Source organism: Klebsiella sp. 4_1_44FAA, assembly GCF_000238715.1.
Classification (GTDB): Bacteria; Pseudomonadota; Gammaproteobacteria; order Enterobacterales; family Enterobacteriaceae; genus Klebsiella; species Klebsiella pneumoniae.
In genome coordinates, this window is sequence record NZ_JH414799.1 from 853,826 (window position 1) to 870,357 (window position 16,532).

Sequence of the window (16,532 nt, forward strand, 5' to 3'; positions counted from 1 at the left end):
GCATTTTTGACGGCGTGCTGGGTATCAATATCGGCAAAAAATAAAGATACGCCGGTTGAGCACGGGAAAGATGATTACCTGATTTGTATGGAAAAAGTCTATCCGTACGCCGGGTATATCGCCATTAATATCTCCTCGCCGAATACCCCAGGGCTGCGCACGCTGCAATACGGCGAAGCGCTGGATGATTTACTCTCCGGTATTAAAAATAAGCAGCTCGAGCTGCAGCAGAAGCATCAAAAATATGTCCCGGTCGCCGTAAAGATCGCGCCGGATCTTTTGCCTGAGGAATTGATCCAGGTTGCCGATAGCCTCGTGCGTCATAATATTGATGGCGTGATTGCAACCAATACCACCCTCGATCGTTCCCTGGTTCAGGGAATGAAACATTGCGATGAGACCGGCGGGCTTAGCGGTCGTCCATTACAATTAAAAAGCACTGAAATTATCCGTATGCTCTCCGCTGAGCTGAATGGCCGTTTGCCTATCATCGGCGTGGGCGGCATTGATTCGGTGATTGCCGCGCGGGAAAAGATTGCCGCCGGGGCATCGCTGGTGCAGATCTATTCTGGATTTATTTTTAAAGGTCCGCCGCTGATTAAAGAAATTGTTACCCACATCTAATCTTTTCCTCCTCTGAATCCCTCCCAGGGCTTTATTTCCGGCCCTGGTTGTTTTATATTCCCTCACTGTTGCTTATTTAAACATTTTAGACTTTTCTTAATTTTAGAAAATATTCTGCGGTAAGTCGCAACAACTTTGCAGAGGCGTATGAAAGGGGACAGGGGGAAAAATGCGGATTAAACCTGACGATAACTGGCGTTGGTATTACGATGAAGAGCACGACCGCATGATGCTCGATCTGGCCAATGGCATGTTATTTCGCTCGCGCTTCGCCCGGCGCATGCTGACTCCGGATGCCTTTGCCCCTTCGGGATTTTGCGTTGATGACGCCGCGCTCTATTTCTCTTTTGAAGAAAAATGTCGCGATCTCGAGCTATCGAAAGAGCAGCGGGCGGAATTAGTCCTTAACGCGCTCACCGCCATCCGTTTTCTCAAACCGCAGATGCCGAAAAGCTGGCACTTTATCGCCCATACCCATCACTGGCAGCCGAGCGGCGGCGACGCCGCCTGCGTTTGGCTGAGCGATACCGGCGAGCAGGTGAATTTACTGGTGGTGGAGCCGGGCGATAACGCCGCGCTCTGTCTGTTGGCTCAGCCGGGTCTCACCCTTGCCGGCCGCGTCATGCAGCTGGGCGATGTCATTAAAATCATGAATGACAGACTGCAGCCGGCGCAGAGCGCGGTCAGCTACAGTCTGGGGCAGGCGGTTTAAGGCGCCAGGCGTAGCGCTGTTTTCGGTACACAGCTGCAGGCGAGAATAGTGCCATCCCCGGCAACCGCGTTTTTCTTTAACGGACTCACTTCTCCCTCTTCCAGCCGGATGCGGCAGCTGCCGCAGATCCCCGCCCGACACGAATAGGGTACGCGAATGCCCTGTTGTTCCAGTTGCTCCAGCAGCACCTGCTGGTTATTGCCGGTAAACTGTTGACCCTGCCATTCGATGGCAACCGTAGCCTGCTGCTGCGCCTCGGGAGCCGGGCTATCGTCGCTTTCACCTGCCCCGTAGGCTTTCGCCGGGCCGCGGGTAAGGATTTCCACTTCATCTCCCACCCGGATCACCCCGCTGTTGCGGGCAATCAGGTTCTGGCCAAAATCGACATCGCCATTGTCCAGCGCGGTACGAAAACGCTTTAAGGTTTCCAGCGGCTCCCCGGCGGGATGCTTCTGACCGCGCTCCGGGCTGACGGTGGTAAAAATGCAGCGGCTGCACGGCTTAGCGACGTCAAACACCACCTCGCCGATGCGGATCACTTTCCAGCTATCTTCATCCCAGGCCGCCGCGCCGGTGACCACAAGGTTAGGGCGAAACTGTTCTATGCTTACGCTGGCCGGGCAGCGCTGTTGCAGATCGCGCAGGGAGGCCTCGTTAGCCAGCAGGTAAGGGTAACCGTCGGCGAAGGAGAGCGGCACCGCATCATGGCGCTTTACCCGGCGGGTTAGCTGCGGCCCCAGCCAGCGCAGCTGGACATCGCGCTTGAAAAAGCCGCTGAGCCACTGGTTAACGGCGGCGGGCGCGATGAGGGCGGTAAAATGGTTGCCCCAGACTTCGGTCGGCTCGGCCTGCGTGGCGAAATCGCTAAAACGCACCACGGCGCTGCTGCCGTCCGGTGCGGTCAGGTGAAGGCCATCATGCAGCGGCGCCGGAATAAATTTCACCATTTGCGGAAACTGGCGAGCGGTAATAAAGGTCCCGTCGGTTTCGGTGACCATAAACAGGCGATCGAAGGCCAGGCCGCTGATATCAGCAAAGGCGTGGGTCAGGCCCATGCCGCGCATGGATTTAACAGGATGAATAAAAAGTCGCGATAGCGTTACCATACGCTGCCTCCGGGTTCCAAAAATAAGCCTATAACTTTATGACATAGGGCACATATTGGCTATAATGCGCACCAATTTTCTTTAAGTAAAAGTGACGATATGAATTCTCTGTTTGCCAGTACGGCTCGTGGGCTGGAAGAGCTGTTAAAAACTGAACTGGAAGGGCTTGGCGCGACGGACTGCCAGGTAGTCCAGGGCGGGGTCCATTTTCAGGGGGATACGCGCCTGCTGTATCAAAGCCTGATGTGGAGCCGGCTGGCTTCGCGCATCATGCTGCCGCTGGGCGAATGTCGCGTATACAGCGATCTGGATCTGTACCTCGGCGTACAGGCCATTCCGTGGACGGAGATGTTCAACCCTGGCGCCACCTTCGCGGTGCATTTTAGCGGCCTCAATGACGAGATCCGTAACAGCCAGTACGGCGCGCTGAAGGTTAAAGACGCCATTGTCGACAGCTTCACCCGTAAGAATCTACCGCGCCCGAACGTCGATCGTGAGTCGCCCGATCTGCGGATCAACGTCTGGCTGAACAAAGAGACGGCGCACATCTCGCTGGATCTGAGCGGCGAAGGCCTGCACCTGCGCGGCTATCGCGATGGTACCGGAATGGCGCCGATCAAAGAAAACCTCGCGGCGGCGATCGTCATGCGCTCTGGCTGGGTACCAGGTACGCCGCTGCTCGATCCGATGTGCGGCTCCGGTACCCTGCTGATTGAAGCGGCGATGCTGGCGACCGACCGCGCGCCGGGCCTGCACCGCGGCCACTGGGGCTTTGGCGGCTGGGCGCAGCACGATGACGGCATCTGGAAAGAGGTGAAGGCGGAAGCGCAAACCCGCGCTCGTCAGGGATTGGCAGCGTATGAGTCACGCTTCTACGGCTCAGACGTCGACGCGCGCGTAATCGAGCGCGCGCGCCGCAACGCCCGCCGCGCCGGCATTGGCGAGCTGATCGATTTTGACGTGAAAGACGTCGCCCAACTGAACAACCCGCTGCCGAAAGGCCCGTACGGGACGGTGATCAGTAACCCGCCGTACGGCGAACGTCTGGAAAGCGAGCCAGCGCTGATCGCTCTGCACAGCCTGCTTGGCCGGATAATGAAAAGTCAGTTTGGCGGCTGGAACCTGTCGGTATTCAGCGCTTCGCCGGAGCTGCTGAGTTGCCTGCAGCTGCGTGCCGACAAGCAGTTTAAAGCCAAGAACGGCCCGCTGGACTGCGTGCAGAAGAATTATCACCTGGCGGAGAGCGAAGGCGGCAAGCCGGCAATGCTGGCGGAGGATTTTGCTAACCGTCTGCGTAAAAACCTGAAGAAGTTTGAAAAATGGGCCCGCCAGGAAGGAATCGAATGCTATCGCCTGTACGATGCTGATCTACCGGAATACAACGTGGCCATTGACCGCTATGCCGACTGGGTGGTGGTCCAGGAGTATGCCCCGCCGAAAACCGTCGACGCGCATAAGGCGCGCCAGCGTCTGTTCGACATCATCGCTGCGACTATCGCCGTACTGGACATGGCGCCTAACAAGCTGGTGCTGAAAACCCGTGAACGGCAGAAGGGGAAAAACCAGTATCAGAAGATGGCGGAGAAGGGCGACTTTATTGAGGTACAGGAGTATAACGCCCGCCTGTGGGTCAACCTCACCGACTACCTGGATACCGGTCTGTTCCTCGACCACCGTATCGCCCGTCGCATGCTCGGCCAGATGAGTAAAGGTAAGGACTTCCTGAACCTGTTCTCCTATACCGGCAGCGCCAGCGTCCACGCAGGCCTCGGCGGTGCGCGATCCACCACCACGGTGGATATGTCACGCACCTACCTGGAGTGGGCGGAACGCAACCTGCGTCTCAATGGCCTGACCGGCCGCGCGCATCGCCTGATGCAGGCGGACGTGCTGGGTTGGCTGCGGGAGAGCACCGAGCAGTTCGATCTGATCTTTATCGATCCGCCGACCTTTTCCAACTCCAAACGAATGGAAGATGCGTTTGACGTCCAGCGCGATCACATTCGCCTGATGACCGATCTAAAACGTCTGCTGCGTAAAGGCGGCACCATTATGTTCTCGAATAACAAACGCGGTTTCCGTATGGATCATGACGGGCTGGCGGCGCTTGGCCTGAAGGCGCAAGAGATTTCGCAAAAAACGCTGTCGCAGGATTTTGCCCGCAACCGTCAGATCCACAACTGCTGGCTGATTACCGCAGCCTGAAAGGAATAAATAATGTCACTGATTAGTATGCACGGCGCCTGGCTTTCCTTCAGCGATGCGCCGCTGCTGGATAATGCCGAGCTGCATATTGAAGATAACGAACGCGTCTGCCTCGTCGGACGCAACGGCGCCGGTAAATCTACCCTGATGAAGATCCTCAACCGCGAACAGGGGCTGGATGACGGACGCATCATTTATGAACAGGACCTGATCGTGGCGCGTCTGCAGCAGGATCCGCCGCGTAACGTTGCTGGTACGGTATACGATTTTGTCGCCGAAGGGATCGCCGAGCAGGCGGCTTATCTGAAAGCCTACCATGACGTGTCGCATCAGGTGATGACCGATCCGAGCGACAAAAATTTAAATGAACTGGCGCGCTTGCAGGAGCAGCTCGATAACCTGGGACTATGGCAGCTGGACAGCCGCATTAACGAAGTGATTGAGCAGCTGGGCCTTGACGCCAATGTGCAGCTGGCGTCGCTGTCCGGTGGCTGGCTACGTAAAGCGGCGCTGGGCCGCGCCCTGGTCAGTGGGCCGCGCGTGCTGCTGCTGGATGAGCCCACTAACCACCTCGATATCGAAACCATCGACTGGCTGGAAGGTTTCCTGAAAACCTTTAAAGGCACGATTATCTTTATTTCGCATGACCGTTCCTTTATCCGCAATATGGCGACGCGCATTGTCGACCTCGATCGTGGCAAGCTGGTGACCTATCCGGGAAATTACGATCAGTATCTCCTCGATAAAGAAGAAGCCCTGCGGGTCGAAGAACTGCAGAATGCGGAATTTGACCGCAAGCTGGCCCAGGAAGAGGTGTGGATCCGTCAGGGTATCAAAGCGCGCCGGACCCGTAACGAAGGCCGAGTCCGCGCGCTGAAGGCGATGCGCCGCGAGCGCGGTGAGCGCCGGGAAGTGATGGGCAGCGCGAAGATGCAGGTTGAGGAGGCTTCCCGTTCCGGCAAAATCGTCTTTGAGATGGAAAACGTCAACTATCAGGTTGACGGCAAAGTGCTGGTGAAGGATTTCTCCGCACAGATCCAGCGCGGCGACAAGATCGCCCTGATCGGCCCCAACGGCTGCGGGAAAACCACGTTGCTGAAGCTGATGCTCGGCCAGCTGCAGGCCGACAGCGGGCGGATCCATGTTGGCACCAAGCTGGAGGTCGCCTACTTCGACCAGCACCGCGCGGAGTTGGATCCGGATAAAACGGTGATGGACAACCTGGCGGAAGGCAAACAGGAGGTAATGGTTAACGGTAAACCACGCCATGTGCTGGGTTATCTACAGGACTTCCTGTTCCATCCAAAACGAGCGATGACCCCGGTACGTGCGCTTTCCGGAGGGGAACGTAACCGCCTGCTGCTGGCCCGGCTGTTCCTGAAACCCAGCAATCTGCTGATCCTTGATGAACCGACTAACGACCTCGATGTTGAAACGCTGGAGCTGCTGGAAGAGCTGATCGATGGCTATCAGGGGACCGTGATGCTGGTGAGCCACGATCGTCAGTTTGTCGACAATACCGTGACCGAGTGCTGGATCTTCGAAGGCGGCGGTCGTATTGGCCAGTACGTCGGCGGCTATCACGACGCCCGCGGTCAGCAGGCCCAGTCTTTGGCGCAAAAGCAGACGGTCGTTAAAAAAACGACGGAAGTCGCTCAGCCAAAAGCAGAAACTGTCAAACGCGGCGGGAACAAACTAAGCTATAACCTGCAGCGCGAGCTGGAACAACTGCCGCAGAAGCTGGAGGCTCTCGAGGCCGAACTGCAGACGCTGCAGGATCAGGTTGCCGATCCCGATTTCTTCGGGCAACCGCACGATCGCACGCAGCAGGTGCTGGCGCAGCTGGCCGAAGCGGAGCAGGCGCTGGAAGCGGCCTTTGAACGCTGGGAATATCTCGAAGGATTAAAGAACGGCGCCTGAGCCGAGGAGTTGTCATGTGCGATCATCATCATGCTGCGCGACATATTCTATGTCCCCAATGTGATTTGCTGGTGGCTTTGCCGCAGCTTGAGCATCGCCAGAAAGCCGCCTGCCCGCGCTGCGGTACAACGTTAACCACCACGTGGGACGCGCCTCGCCAGCGTCCCACGGCGTATGCGCTGGTCGCGCTGTTTATGCTGCTGCTGGCCAACCTGTTCCCTTTTATCTATATGAAAGTGGGCGGCATCAGTAGCGAAATAGAGCTGCTGGAAATTCCCAACGTACTGTTTACCGAGGATTACGCCAGTCTCGGGACTTTCTTTTTACTCTTTGTTCAATTAGTGCCGGCGTTTTGCCTGGTCACCATTTTGCTGCTGGTTAATCGGGTCAGAATGCCTGCCGGCCTGAAGACGTTCCTTGCGCGAATTCTCTTTCAACTGAAAACCTGGGGCATGGCGGAGATCTTTCTTGCCGGCGTACTGGTGAGCTTCGTCAAGCTGATGGCCTACGGTGATATCGGCATCGGTCTGAGCTTTGTTCCCTGGTGTATGTTTTGCCTGCTGCAGTTACGTACTTTTCAGTGCGTCGACCGCCGCTGGCTATGGGATGATATTGCCCCCATGCCGGCCATTACCCAGCCGCTGAAGGTCGGGGTGACCGGTATCCGTCAGGGGCTGCGCTCCTGTGCCTGCTGTACGGCGGTGTTGCCGGTCGATCAGACCGTCTGCCCGCGCTGTAACAGTAAAGGAACGGCGCGGCGCAAAAATAGCCTGCAGTGGACGCTGGCGCTGCTGGTGACGTCATTTATCCTTTATCTCCCTGCCAACATTATGCCGATCATGATCACCGATCTGCTGGGCGATAAAATGCCATCGACCATTATGGCCGGGGTGATTTTACTGTGGAGCGAAGGTTCTTATCCGGTGGCGCTGGTGATCTTTATCGCCAGTATTATGGTGCCGACGCTGAAGATGATCGCTATCGCCTGGTTGTGCTGGAACGCCAACGGCAACGGCGCGCGAGATTCGGAGCGCATGCATCTGATCTATGAGGTGGTGGAATTTGTTGGCCGCTGGTCAATGATTGACGTTTTTGTTCATCGCCGTGCTCTCTGCGCTGGTCCGCATGGGAGGGTTAATGAATATCTATCCAGCCATTGGCGCGGTCATGTTTGCGCTGGTGGTGGTGATGACCATGTTTTCAGCCATGACATTTGATCCCCGTTTACTGTGGGATCGTGAGCCAGATTCAAGCCATGAGGAAATACAACAACATGGAAAATAAGAGCGGAGAAGCGAAAGTGCAGAAGGTGAAGAACTGGTCACCGGTGTGGATCTTCCCTATCGTCACTGCGCTGATCGGGGCATGGATCCTGTTTTATCATTACAGCCATCAGGGGCCTGAGGTCACGCTGATCACCACCAATGCGGAAGGGATTGAAGGGGGAAAAACCCGGATCAAGAGCCGCAGCGTAGACGTTGGGGTGGTGGAGAGCGCAACACTGACCGACGATCTCACCCACGTGGAAATCAAAGCCCGCCTCAATTCCGGGATGCAGAAGCTGCTGCACAACGATTCCGTCTTCTGGGTGGTAAAGCCGCAGGTTGGGCGCGAGGGGATCAGCGGTCTTGGGACATTGTTGTCCGGGGCCTATATTGAACTGCAGCCGGGAACGAAAGGTTCGGTGCCAGCGCAGTATCCGCTACTGGATTCTCCGCCGCTGGCCTCGCCGGATGCCAAGGGGATCCGTATTCTGCTGGAAAGCAGCAAGGCGGGCCAGCTGTCGCCGGGCGATCCGGTGTTGTTCCGCGGCTATCGCGTGGGGTCAGTGGAAACCAGCACCTTCGACACGCAGAAACGTCGTATAACTTACCAGCTGTTCATCAATGCGCCGAACGATCGCCTGGTGACCACCAACGTTCGTTTCTGGAAAGACAGCGGGATCGCTGTAGATTTGACCTCGGCGGGGATGCGCGTCGAGATGGGCTCGCTGTCGACGCTGTTTGGCGGCGGGGTGAGCTTCGATATTCCTGAAGGACTGGACCTCGGCGAGCCGGTGGCGAATAAAACGGAATACCATCTGTTTGACGATCAGAAGAGCATCCAGGATTCAGTCTTTACCGAGCATATCGATTACGTCATGTTCTTCAAAGACTCGGTTCGCGGCCTGCAGCCGGGCGCGCCAGTGGAGTTCCGCGGTATCCGTCTGGGCACCGTCGGCAAAGTGCCGTTCTTTATTCCGGGGCTGAAGCAGCGTTTGAACGATGACTATCGTATTCCAGTGGAAGTGCGGGTTGAACCGCAACGGCTGATTAATCAGCTTGGCGGCGATCCGAATATTCGCGCCCACATTGACGATCTGATCAACCGCGGACTGCGCGGCTCGCTGAAAACCGGTAACCTGGTGACCGGCGCGCTGTATATCGATCTCGACTTCTATCCGAAGGCGCCCCCGCGCGGGAAAATACAGGAGTTTAACGGCTATCCGATTATCCCGACCATCAGCGGTGGACTGGCACAGATCCAGCAGCGTCTGATGGATGCGCTGGATAAGATTAATAACCTGCCGATTAATCCGCTGCTGGAGCAGGCGACCAGCACCCTGGCGCAGAGCGAGAAGACGATGCAGCACGTGCAGACCACGCTGGATAATCTGAATAAGATCACCTCCAGCCAGTCAATGCAGCAGCTGCCCGCCGATATGCAGACGACGCTGCGTGAACTGAACCGTAGCATGCAGGGCTTCCAGCCGGGCTCTGCGGCCTACAATAAGATGGTGGCCGATATGCAGCGTTTGGATCAGGTGCTGCGTGAGCTGCAGCCGGTTCTGAAAACGCTAAATGATAAGAGCAATGCGCTGGTATTTGAGGCGAAGGATAAAAAAGATCCACAGCCGAAGGGAGCGAAATAATGAAAAAATGGTTACTGGCGGCAGCCGTATGCGTACTGACGGCGTGCAGTAGCGGCGGGGAAAGCAAGACATACTATCAGCTACCGGTTGTGCAGGGCGGCGCGCAGAGCGCCGCCAGTCAGGGGGCACGTCTGCTGTGGGTAGAGCAGGTCAGCATCCCGGATTATCTGGCGGGTAACGGGGTGGTCTATCAGACCACCGACGTGCAGTATGTGATCGCCAATAATAATCTGTGGGCCAGTCCGCTGGATCAGCAGCTGCGCACTACGCTGGTGGCAAATCTCAGCCAGCAGTTGCCCGGCTGGGTAGTGTCGTCCCAGCCGCTGGGGAGCGAGCAGGATACCCTCAACGTTGCGGTCAATGGCTTTCATGGTCGCTATGACGGGCGGGTTATCGTTAGCGGTGAGTGGCTGCTGAAGCATCAGGGACAGCTGATTAAGCGCCCGTTTAACATCGTCCTCAGGCAGGAACAGGATGGTTATGACGCGATGGTCAAGACCCTGGCGCAGGCGTGGAGCCAGGAGGCGGCTGCCATTGCCAGCGAGCTTAATCGTCTGCCATAAGTAAAATTCATCATAATGACCTGCCGCGCGGTTCACCTGGGCCGCGCGGCATTTTTTTTGCCAGGTCAGTTTGTTACCGGCGGCTACGCCGAGCGAACAAAAAATGAACTCTTATATAGGTCACAAATATGACACTGGCGTGAATTTTGCGCATTGACGTTGCCTTCTTTTCGCGGTATTCGTAACCCGTGGCTGCACAATTTGCGACCACTGTTTTCTTTTCCACCAGATCAAAGAATGAGGGAAACGAGGCATGAAGAGACAAAAACGAGATCGCCTGGAACGGGCACACCAACGCGGATATCAGGCGGGTATCGCGGGAAGATCGAAAGAAATGTGTCCATACCAGAGCCTGAATCAACGCTCATGGTGGCTGGGAGGCTGGCGAGAAGCCATGGAGGACAGGGTACTAACGGCCTGACACTGTCTCTTTAAAAAAGAAGCCTCCGCATAGCGGGGGCTTCGCCTTTTAATCGCTACTGAATGTTATCAGAAAGCGGAAGTATCCTGGAACAGACCCACTTTCAGATCGTTCGCGGTGTAGATCAGACGATCGTCAACCAGCACTTCACCATCCGCAAGTCCCATAATTAGACGACGGTTAACAATGCGCTTGAAGTGGATACGGTAGGTGACTTTTTTCGCGGTCGGCAGAACCTGACCGGTGAATTTCACTTCGCCAACGCCCAGCGCGCGGCCTTTGCCTTCGCCGCCCAGCCAGCCAAGATAGAACCCGACCAGCTGCCACATAGCATCCAGGCCCAGGCAGCCCGGCATCACCGGATCGCCGATAAAGTGGCAACCGAAGAACCACAGGTCAGGATTGATGTCGAGTTCTGCCTCAACATAACCTTTATCGTAGTTACCACCGGTTTCGGTCATTTTGATGACGCGGTCCATCATCAGCATGTTTGGTGCCGGTAACTGCGGGCCTTTCGCGCCGAACAGTTCACCACGACCAGAGGCAAGAAGATCTTCTTTTGTATAGGATTCGCGTTTATCTACCATGTTTTCAGTAAGCCTTATTTTAAGTTCGGGACGCAGGATAGCTAACACGTGTAAGCTGAACAAGTCCGATCAGTTAGAACTTGTCCCACCTAACCAGCGTAGCGGCCACGGAAAACGATGGCGAGTCTCTTGCTGGGTCGCCTGCGCTATCCGCTCCTGAATGGTTTGTCGCAGCGTCTGTCCTTCACCGTCCCACATCAGCTGGGTCAACATCGGCAGCGCTTCGGTAATATCGTCAATGGCCCAGATAGCAAACTGGTTGTCGGCAACGGCCTGACGTAGCTCGTGGCTCAGGCTGAGATGACGAACGTTGGCGGCAGGGATAATCACTCCCTGTTTGCCGGTTAAACCGCGCTGCTGACAGATAGTGAAGAAGCCTTCAATTTTCTCGTTCAGGCCGCCGACCGGCTGCACGCGACCAAACTGGTCGACGGAGCCGGTGATCGCGATGCTCTGATTTATCGGTACGTTGGCCAGGGCGCTGATTAAGGCGCAGAGTTCCGCCATGGAGGCGCTGTCGCCATCCACTTCACTGTAGGACTGCTCAAAGGTCAGCGAAGCAGTGAAGGGAAGCTGCTGCTCCAGCTCCAGCTCGGACATCAGAAAAGCCTGCATGATCATCATGCCTTTCGCATGAATGTTACCGCCCAGCTCGGCTTTACGTTCGACGTCGATAAATTCGCCATCGCCAATGTGCACGACGCAGCTGATGCGTGAAGGTTCACCGAACGCGCGTGGATGACCGGGGAATTCGATCACCGACAGGGCGTTGATCTGCCCGACGCATTCGCCTTCGGTTTCAATCAGGATCTGTTCCTGCAGGATTTCATCCTGCATACGCTCCGCCAGGTAGCCTTCACGCCATACCCGGCGCGCCAGCATGGTCTGCATCGCTTCGCCGGTAATCTCCTCGCCTTCGCAGAAGGCGGCAGCCTCCCGCAGCTGGCGGGTTATCCATAGCGGACTGAGCGGCAGGGTCTCCTGATCGCCGGTATAGCGCGTTCCCTCATCGATCAGCAGAGGCCAGGCATCGGCTGCCGGGCCCGGCAGCTCCAGCTGCTGCGCATTCTGCCATACCCACTGGCACCAGGCCTTTAGCGTGTCGGCGTCAGCAAACTGCAGAGTGTCTTCATACTCGCTATAGATCGCCTGCGCAGCCAGCTCCGGCTCCATTTCCTGGAAATCGGCCAGCGATTCGCGTTCGCCCACCAGGATGATTTTCAGACTCAGCGGCATAGAGGGAATGCTGACCGGCAGCGGACGCGATTCATCCATAGAAAGCCAGTCAAAGCGCTGACGAGTCACCATATTTTTCAGACGCACCCACAGCAGCGGTTGCGCCAGCAGTGTACGTAGCGAAAGCACAAGCACGCCGCCGTTGGCCTGATGGACCAGCCCAGGCTGGAGGGTGATTGCACCGTTAAACTGGCGTACGCAGCCAAACAGCTGTTCCGCTTCTACCCAATCGGCCATCACGACCGGGGCAGTGCTGGCGAAATTATCCTCAGCGCCCTGCGCCGGTGCGAGCGTCACCTGAGCGTCGGTTACCTCATAGCGGACGCCGTAAAGCGGTGCGGCAGGCTCGTGCAGAGTCCGGGTTTCAGCCGCCAGCCATTGCAGATATTCCGGCTCTTCAGGGGCTTTCACCAGCATGAAGGAGGAGACTGCCGGCGTGTACAGCAGCTGCTCAAGCCCATAGAACAAACGCGGCTGCAGATCGCCCGAGAGGGAGGGGGCCGGATGGGAAAGTTCAGCTTGAGCAAACAGCGCCTGGTAAGCTTCCAGATCAGGCGCAAGGTCGGTTCGGGTCAGTTTCGTAATGGTCAAAGTCGCTGTTTTTTAGTTAGATGTAAAGCGCGCAATTATACCTGATGCCGCGACCGAGCACACGGAGGATTATGGTTACCCTGATGATTACCCGGTCGCAGACTTCACGAATAATGATTTATATTCAGCACATCAGAAAAAAACTGATATCCTGAAATGAGTTACACGGTCACATTGAGATCGCAATGAAATATCAACAACTGGAAAATCTTGAAAGCGGCTGGAAATGGAAATATCTGGTAAAGAAGCACCGGGAAGGTGAGCTGATTACCCGCTACATTGAGGCCAGCGCTGCGCAAGCTGCGGTAGATGACTTGCTGACGCTCGAGAATGAACCTGTGCTGGTGCATGCCTGGATTGAGCAGCATATGAATCCGGCGCTGATGAACCGCATGAAGCAGACTATCCGCGCGCGACGGAAACGCCATTTTAACGCTGAGCATCAGCATACGCGTAAGAAGTCTATCGACCTTGAGTTTGTCGTTTGGCAGCGTCTTGCTGGCCTGGCGCAGCGGCGGGGCAAAACCTTGTCTGAAACCATCGTCCAGCTGATTGAAGATGCCGAGCACAAAGAGAAATATGCCAGCAAAATGTCGAGCCTGAAGCACGATCTGCAGGTACTGTTAGGGAAAGAATAGCCAGGTAGGATCGTCGACCCGCCTGCCGGTGGTTTCCCTGGCCGGGGGCTGCTTCACAGCTCTCAGCCGCTGAAGTGGGCGAGAGGGCATAAAAAAAACCCGCCGAAGCGGGTTTTTTTATCGGTTATAACTTAAGCCGCCGGCTGAGTTACAACTTCTTTGTAGCCTTTAACTTCGATCTCTACACGACGATCCGGAGCCAGGCAATCGATCAGGGCAGCGCGAGCTTTCACGTTGTCACAGGTGTTGCCAGTAACCGGGTTGGATTCACCCATGCCGCGAGCGGAGATTTTGCCAGCCGGGATGCCTTTAGCAACCAGGTAGTCAACAACGGACTGAGCACGTTTCTCAGACAGCTGCTGGTTGTAAGCTTCGGAACCGATGCGGTCGGTGTAGCCCAGAACAACAGCGGAACCGTCTTTCGGATCCATGTTGCTCAGCTGAGTGTACAGCTGATCCAGAGCCTGCTGACCTTCCGGTTTCAGGGTAGCTTTGTTGAAGTTGAACAGAACGTCAGACTTCAGGGTGAAGTGCTTGGTAGCCACTTCCGGAGCCGGAGCCGGAGCCGGAGCAACAACCGGTGCAGCATCTTCCTGACCGAAGCGGTAGGAAACGCCCAGGCTCAGCATGCCGTTATCAGGACGGGTACCCACAGTGCCCGCGTCGCCGATGTTGTTAACCCACTGATATTCCAGACGGGTAGCGATGTCACGAGTAACAGCCCACTCTACGCCGCCAGCAAATACTGGGGAAACGCCAGTGTCGTGTTCGCTACGGGAAACGCCGGTAGAAGCGTAGTTGCCTTTGGAGTCAGCGCGCCAAACCATGCCGCCCAGACGGGTGTAGATGTCCAGATCGTCAGTGATCGGGTAACCCAGTTTAGCGGTCAGCTGAACGCCCTGAGCTTTGAAAGCACCGTTGTCAACGCTGCCTTTATATGCCATACGGCCCAGCCAGTCATAACCCATTTCGAAACCGAGGTACGGGTTAACCTGGTAACCACCGAACGCACCAGCACCAAGCTGATCGTTACGGGTCGGACCGTTGTTGTTCTGGAAACCGTTACCGTAGAAACCGGTGTCGTGATACTGGGACCAACCCAGTTTACCACCTGCATACCAGGTGTTATCTTTCGGAGCGGCCTGCGCTACGGTAGCGAAGCCAGCCAGTGCCACTGCAATCGCGATAGCTGTCTTTTTCATTTTTTGCGCCTCATTATCATCCAAAATTCGCCATGAAGTTACAAAAGACCTCACGGTTAAATCCTTCACCGGGGGCGTGACTTGTTGTTAACTATGCTGATACATGCAGCGTAAGCCGATCACCCCTGGCGATGTAAAGTCTACAACTTAGTTCGAAACTTACAAGTGTGAACTCTGTCAGGCATATGAAAAAAAAGGGTTGTGTACACAATATTTAACAAATATGGTTGATTTTCGTACACGAAAAAAAGACAGAAATCCCCGTGTGGCAGGCATTCCGCGAAAAAGACCATAAAAAACGCTGTACCTTTCCCAGCGGTAAAAAAAATTCCAGGAATAATCCTAATTTCACTCAATGATACAAATTTGAGTGAATTTTTAACCCGCTGAGTTGTCTGCCGAGCGTGCCCTGATTTCGCACCGGGCGCATGATGAATCCCATCGCGGACCCTACCTGGGCAGCGTTAACGAGACGTTCGTGTTCGTCAGCGGTTAACTCCTCCGCCAGCCAGCAGATAACCACACTATAATTACCCGTGCGCAGGGCACGGATCATTGAGTCTATGGTATGGCTGGGAGAGAGCTGGCTAATTTGCATGACCTTGGACAGCGGCAGACCGGCGGACTGAACCCATTCGCGGCTGAGCTTTTGTTGCGGCGTGAGCCACAGCTGCCAGCGCGACTGTTGACCCAGCTGCTGTAATAAAGGTAGCAGCAATAACTGCGTCATCATGGGTTGATCTTCACGATAGACAATTTCACTGATCAGCCCATTGGTGTTCTGTTCGCCAGAACGATGAGCGTAGTGGCCTGCCGGAGCAGAAGCCTGTGCTGAACGGTTTGCGTGAGCTGAAGTAAACATAGTCTATCCCGCCTTTAGTTACTGTATGCATATACAGTATCTTCGCCAGGGGAAAAGATCAACCGCAATTTGCCATTTTGCTGCCGGGAATTTAATCGCTTCTCGTGGTTCCTTATCTGTCAAAAGAAGCCCCTGCATTATCCAATCCTTAACGCGCGCTAATGGTTTCATTTCTCCCTGTCGATTGCTGCAACGCTTGCGATTTTCTGAAAGCGTCTCGCAAAACCGCATTCTGGTGAAAAAGTCGGCGAAAATCATCTTGCTGCTGCCCGGGAAGTCCCTTATGTTTTCTCTTAGCGGATCCGTTAACAACTTAAGTTTAATTACATGATTAACAAAGGAATGATCATGAGAAAACTAGTTTGTCCGCGGCTCCCGCAATTTCAGGCCTGCGTCTCACCGCTGGGTCAACTGCATACTCGTCCGCTCTTTGGCGGCTACAGCCTGGCTATTGATGATACGGTGTTTGCGATGGTGGCCGAGGGAAACATTTATCTGAAGGCCTGCGAGCAGAGCGCTGCTTATCGGGTGGAACATCGTAATCCTCTGTTAACGCTGCGCCGACACGGCCGCATAGTGCCGCTGAAGTATTATCAAATTGACGACACTTTATGGCGCGATGAGCAGCAGCTTTTTCGGCTATCGTTACTGTCGTGGCAGAGTGCGCAGCGCGAAAAGAACTGCCGACGGGCGTCGGGCCGCCTGAAGGATTTACCCAATATCAGCTTTCATATGGAATTGCAGCTGATTCACGCGGGCATACCGGACGTTAGGACGTTGCGGGAAGTTGGTGCGCAGGAGGCATGGCTGAGGCTACGCGTAAATAATGCTTCTTTATCGCTGAGCGTATTGCTGGCGCTGGAGGGGGCGATTGCCGGGGTACATGCCGCCGCGCTCCCGACGCCACGGCGTCAGGAGCTTCTCGAATGGGCGGCTACCCGGTAGCGGAAAAGC

Annotated in this window: 13 protein-coding genes and 2 pseudogenes; 10 read left to right on the forward strand and 5 right to left on the reverse strand. The window is 55.7% G+C overall.

Features of this window, described 5'->3' with window-relative positions:
- Both pyrD and zapC read left to right on the forward strand, forming a co-directional pair.
- A pseudogene (gene pyrD, locus HMPREF1024_RS16505) lies at positions 1 to 624 on the forward strand (dihydroorotate dehydrogenase (quinone)); the annotation flags it as partial.
- A 169-nt stretch (positions 625 to 793) separates the two neighbouring features.
- Positions 794 to 1,336: a cell division protein ZapC gene (gene zapC, locus HMPREF1024_RS16500; RefSeq protein ID WP_002898308.1), complete on the forward strand. Its 543-nt coding sequence runs from the start codon at positions 794 to 796 to the stop codon at positions 1,334 to 1,336.
- On the opposite strand, the gene HMPREF1024_RS16495 is transcribed toward zapC, so the two are convergent.
- Complete coding sequence (locus HMPREF1024_RS16495; protein ID WP_009308296.1) at positions 1,333 to 2,442, reverse strand: YcbX family protein; 1,110 nt, start codon at positions 2,440 to 2,442, stop codon at positions 1,333 to 1,335. The genes zapC and HMPREF1024_RS16495 overlap by 4 nt on opposite strands.
- Positions 2,443 to 2,541: 99 nt before the next feature.
- Here HMPREF1024_RS16495 and rlmKL point away from each other — a divergent pair, with 99 nt between their 5' ends.
- From rlmKL to rmf, 6 genes and pseudogenes are all read left to right on the forward strand, one after another.
- On the forward strand, positions 2,542 to 4,647 hold the full coding sequence (gene rlmKL / locus HMPREF1024_RS16490; RefSeq protein WP_004191110.1) for a bifunctional 23S rRNA (guanine(2069)-N(7))-methyltransferase RlmK/23S rRNA (guanine(2445)-N(2))-methyltransferase RlmL: 2,106 nt from the start codon (positions 2,542 to 2,544) through the stop codon (positions 4,645 to 4,647).
- Between the two features lie 12 nt (positions 4,648 to 4,659).
- Positions 4,660 to 6,567, forward strand: coding sequence for an ABC transporter ATP-binding protein (locus tag HMPREF1024_RS16485; RefSeq protein WP_009308297.1), 1,908 nt, complete (start codon positions 4,660 to 4,662; stop codon positions 6,565 to 6,567).
- A 14-nt stretch (positions 6,568 to 6,581) separates the two neighbouring features.
- Positions 6,582 to 7,851 (forward strand): annotated as a pseudogene (gene pqiA, locus HMPREF1024_RS16480) (membrane integrity-associated transporter subunit PqiA).
- Positions 7,841 to 9,478, forward strand: a complete 1,638-nt coding sequence (pqiB, locus tag HMPREF1024_RS16475; protein ID WP_002898390.1) for an intermembrane transport protein PqiB — start codon at positions 7,841 to 7,843, stop codon at positions 9,476 to 9,478. The pseudogene pqiA and the gene pqiB overlap by 11 nt, the downstream one beginning before the upstream one ends.
- Entirely contained in the window at positions 9,478 to 10,041 is a 564-nt protein-coding gene (pqiC, locus tag HMPREF1024_RS16470) for a membrane integrity-associated transporter subunit PqiC (RefSeq protein ID WP_002898392.1), read from the forward strand. Before pqiB ends, pqiC begins: the two co-directional genes overlap by 1 nt.
- 253 nt (positions 10,042 to 10,294) lie before the next feature.
- Positions 10,295 to 10,462 carry a ribosome modulation factor gene (rmf, locus tag HMPREF1024_RS0126190; RefSeq protein ID WP_002898396.1) on the forward strand — a complete coding sequence of 56 codons (168 nt, stop codon included), beginning with the start codon at positions 10,295 to 10,297 and terminating at the stop codon, positions 10,460 to 10,462.
- 68 nt (positions 10,463 to 10,530) lie between these two features.
- Here the strand turns inward: rmf and fabA are convergent, their stop codons facing one another.
- Positions 10,531 to 11,049 carry a bifunctional 3-hydroxydecanoyl-ACP dehydratase/trans-2-decenoyl-ACP isomerase gene (fabA, locus tag HMPREF1024_RS16465; RefSeq protein WP_002898398.1) on the reverse strand — a complete coding sequence of 173 codons (519 nt, stop codon included), beginning with the start codon at positions 11,047 to 11,049 and terminating at the stop codon, positions 10,531 to 10,533.
- A 69-nt stretch (positions 11,050 to 11,118) separates the two neighbouring features.
- Positions 11,119 to 12,876, reverse strand: coding sequence for a Lon protease family protein (locus HMPREF1024_RS16460; RefSeq protein WP_004147851.1), 1,758 nt, complete (start codon positions 12,874 to 12,876; stop codon positions 11,119 to 11,121).
- Between the two features lie 185 nt (positions 12,877 to 13,061).
- Between HMPREF1024_RS16460 and matP the strand changes: the two genes are divergently transcribed.
- On the forward strand, positions 13,062 to 13,514 hold the full coding sequence (gene matP, locus HMPREF1024_RS16455) for a macrodomain Ter protein MatP (RefSeq protein WP_002898404.1): 453 nt from the start codon (positions 13,062 to 13,064) through the stop codon (positions 13,512 to 13,514).
- 131 nt (positions 13,515 to 13,645) lie between these two features.
- On the opposite strand, the gene ompA is transcribed toward matP, so the two are convergent.
- Both ompA and sulA read right to left on the reverse strand, forming a co-directional pair.
- Positions 13,646 to 14,716: a porin OmpA gene (gene ompA / locus HMPREF1024_RS16450; protein ID WP_002898408.1), complete on the reverse strand. Its 1,071-nt coding sequence runs from the start codon at positions 14,714 to 14,716 to the stop codon at positions 13,646 to 13,648.
- A gap of 352 nt (positions 14,717 to 15,068) precedes the next feature.
- Positions 15,069 to 15,578, reverse strand: a complete 510-nt coding sequence (sulA, locus tag HMPREF1024_RS16445) for an SOS-induced cell division inhibitor SulA (protein ID WP_002898418.1) — start codon at positions 15,576 to 15,578, stop codon at positions 15,069 to 15,071.
- Positions 15,579 to 15,926: 348 nt separating this feature from the next.
- Between sulA and HMPREF1024_RS16440 the strand changes: the two genes are divergently transcribed.
- Positions 15,927 to 16,523 carry a TfoX/Sxy family DNA transformation protein gene (locus tag HMPREF1024_RS16440; RefSeq protein WP_004179217.1) on the forward strand — a complete coding sequence of 199 codons (597 nt, stop codon included), beginning with the start codon at positions 15,927 to 15,929 and terminating at the stop codon, positions 16,521 to 16,523.
- Positions 16,524 to 16,532: the final 9 nt, after the last annotated feature.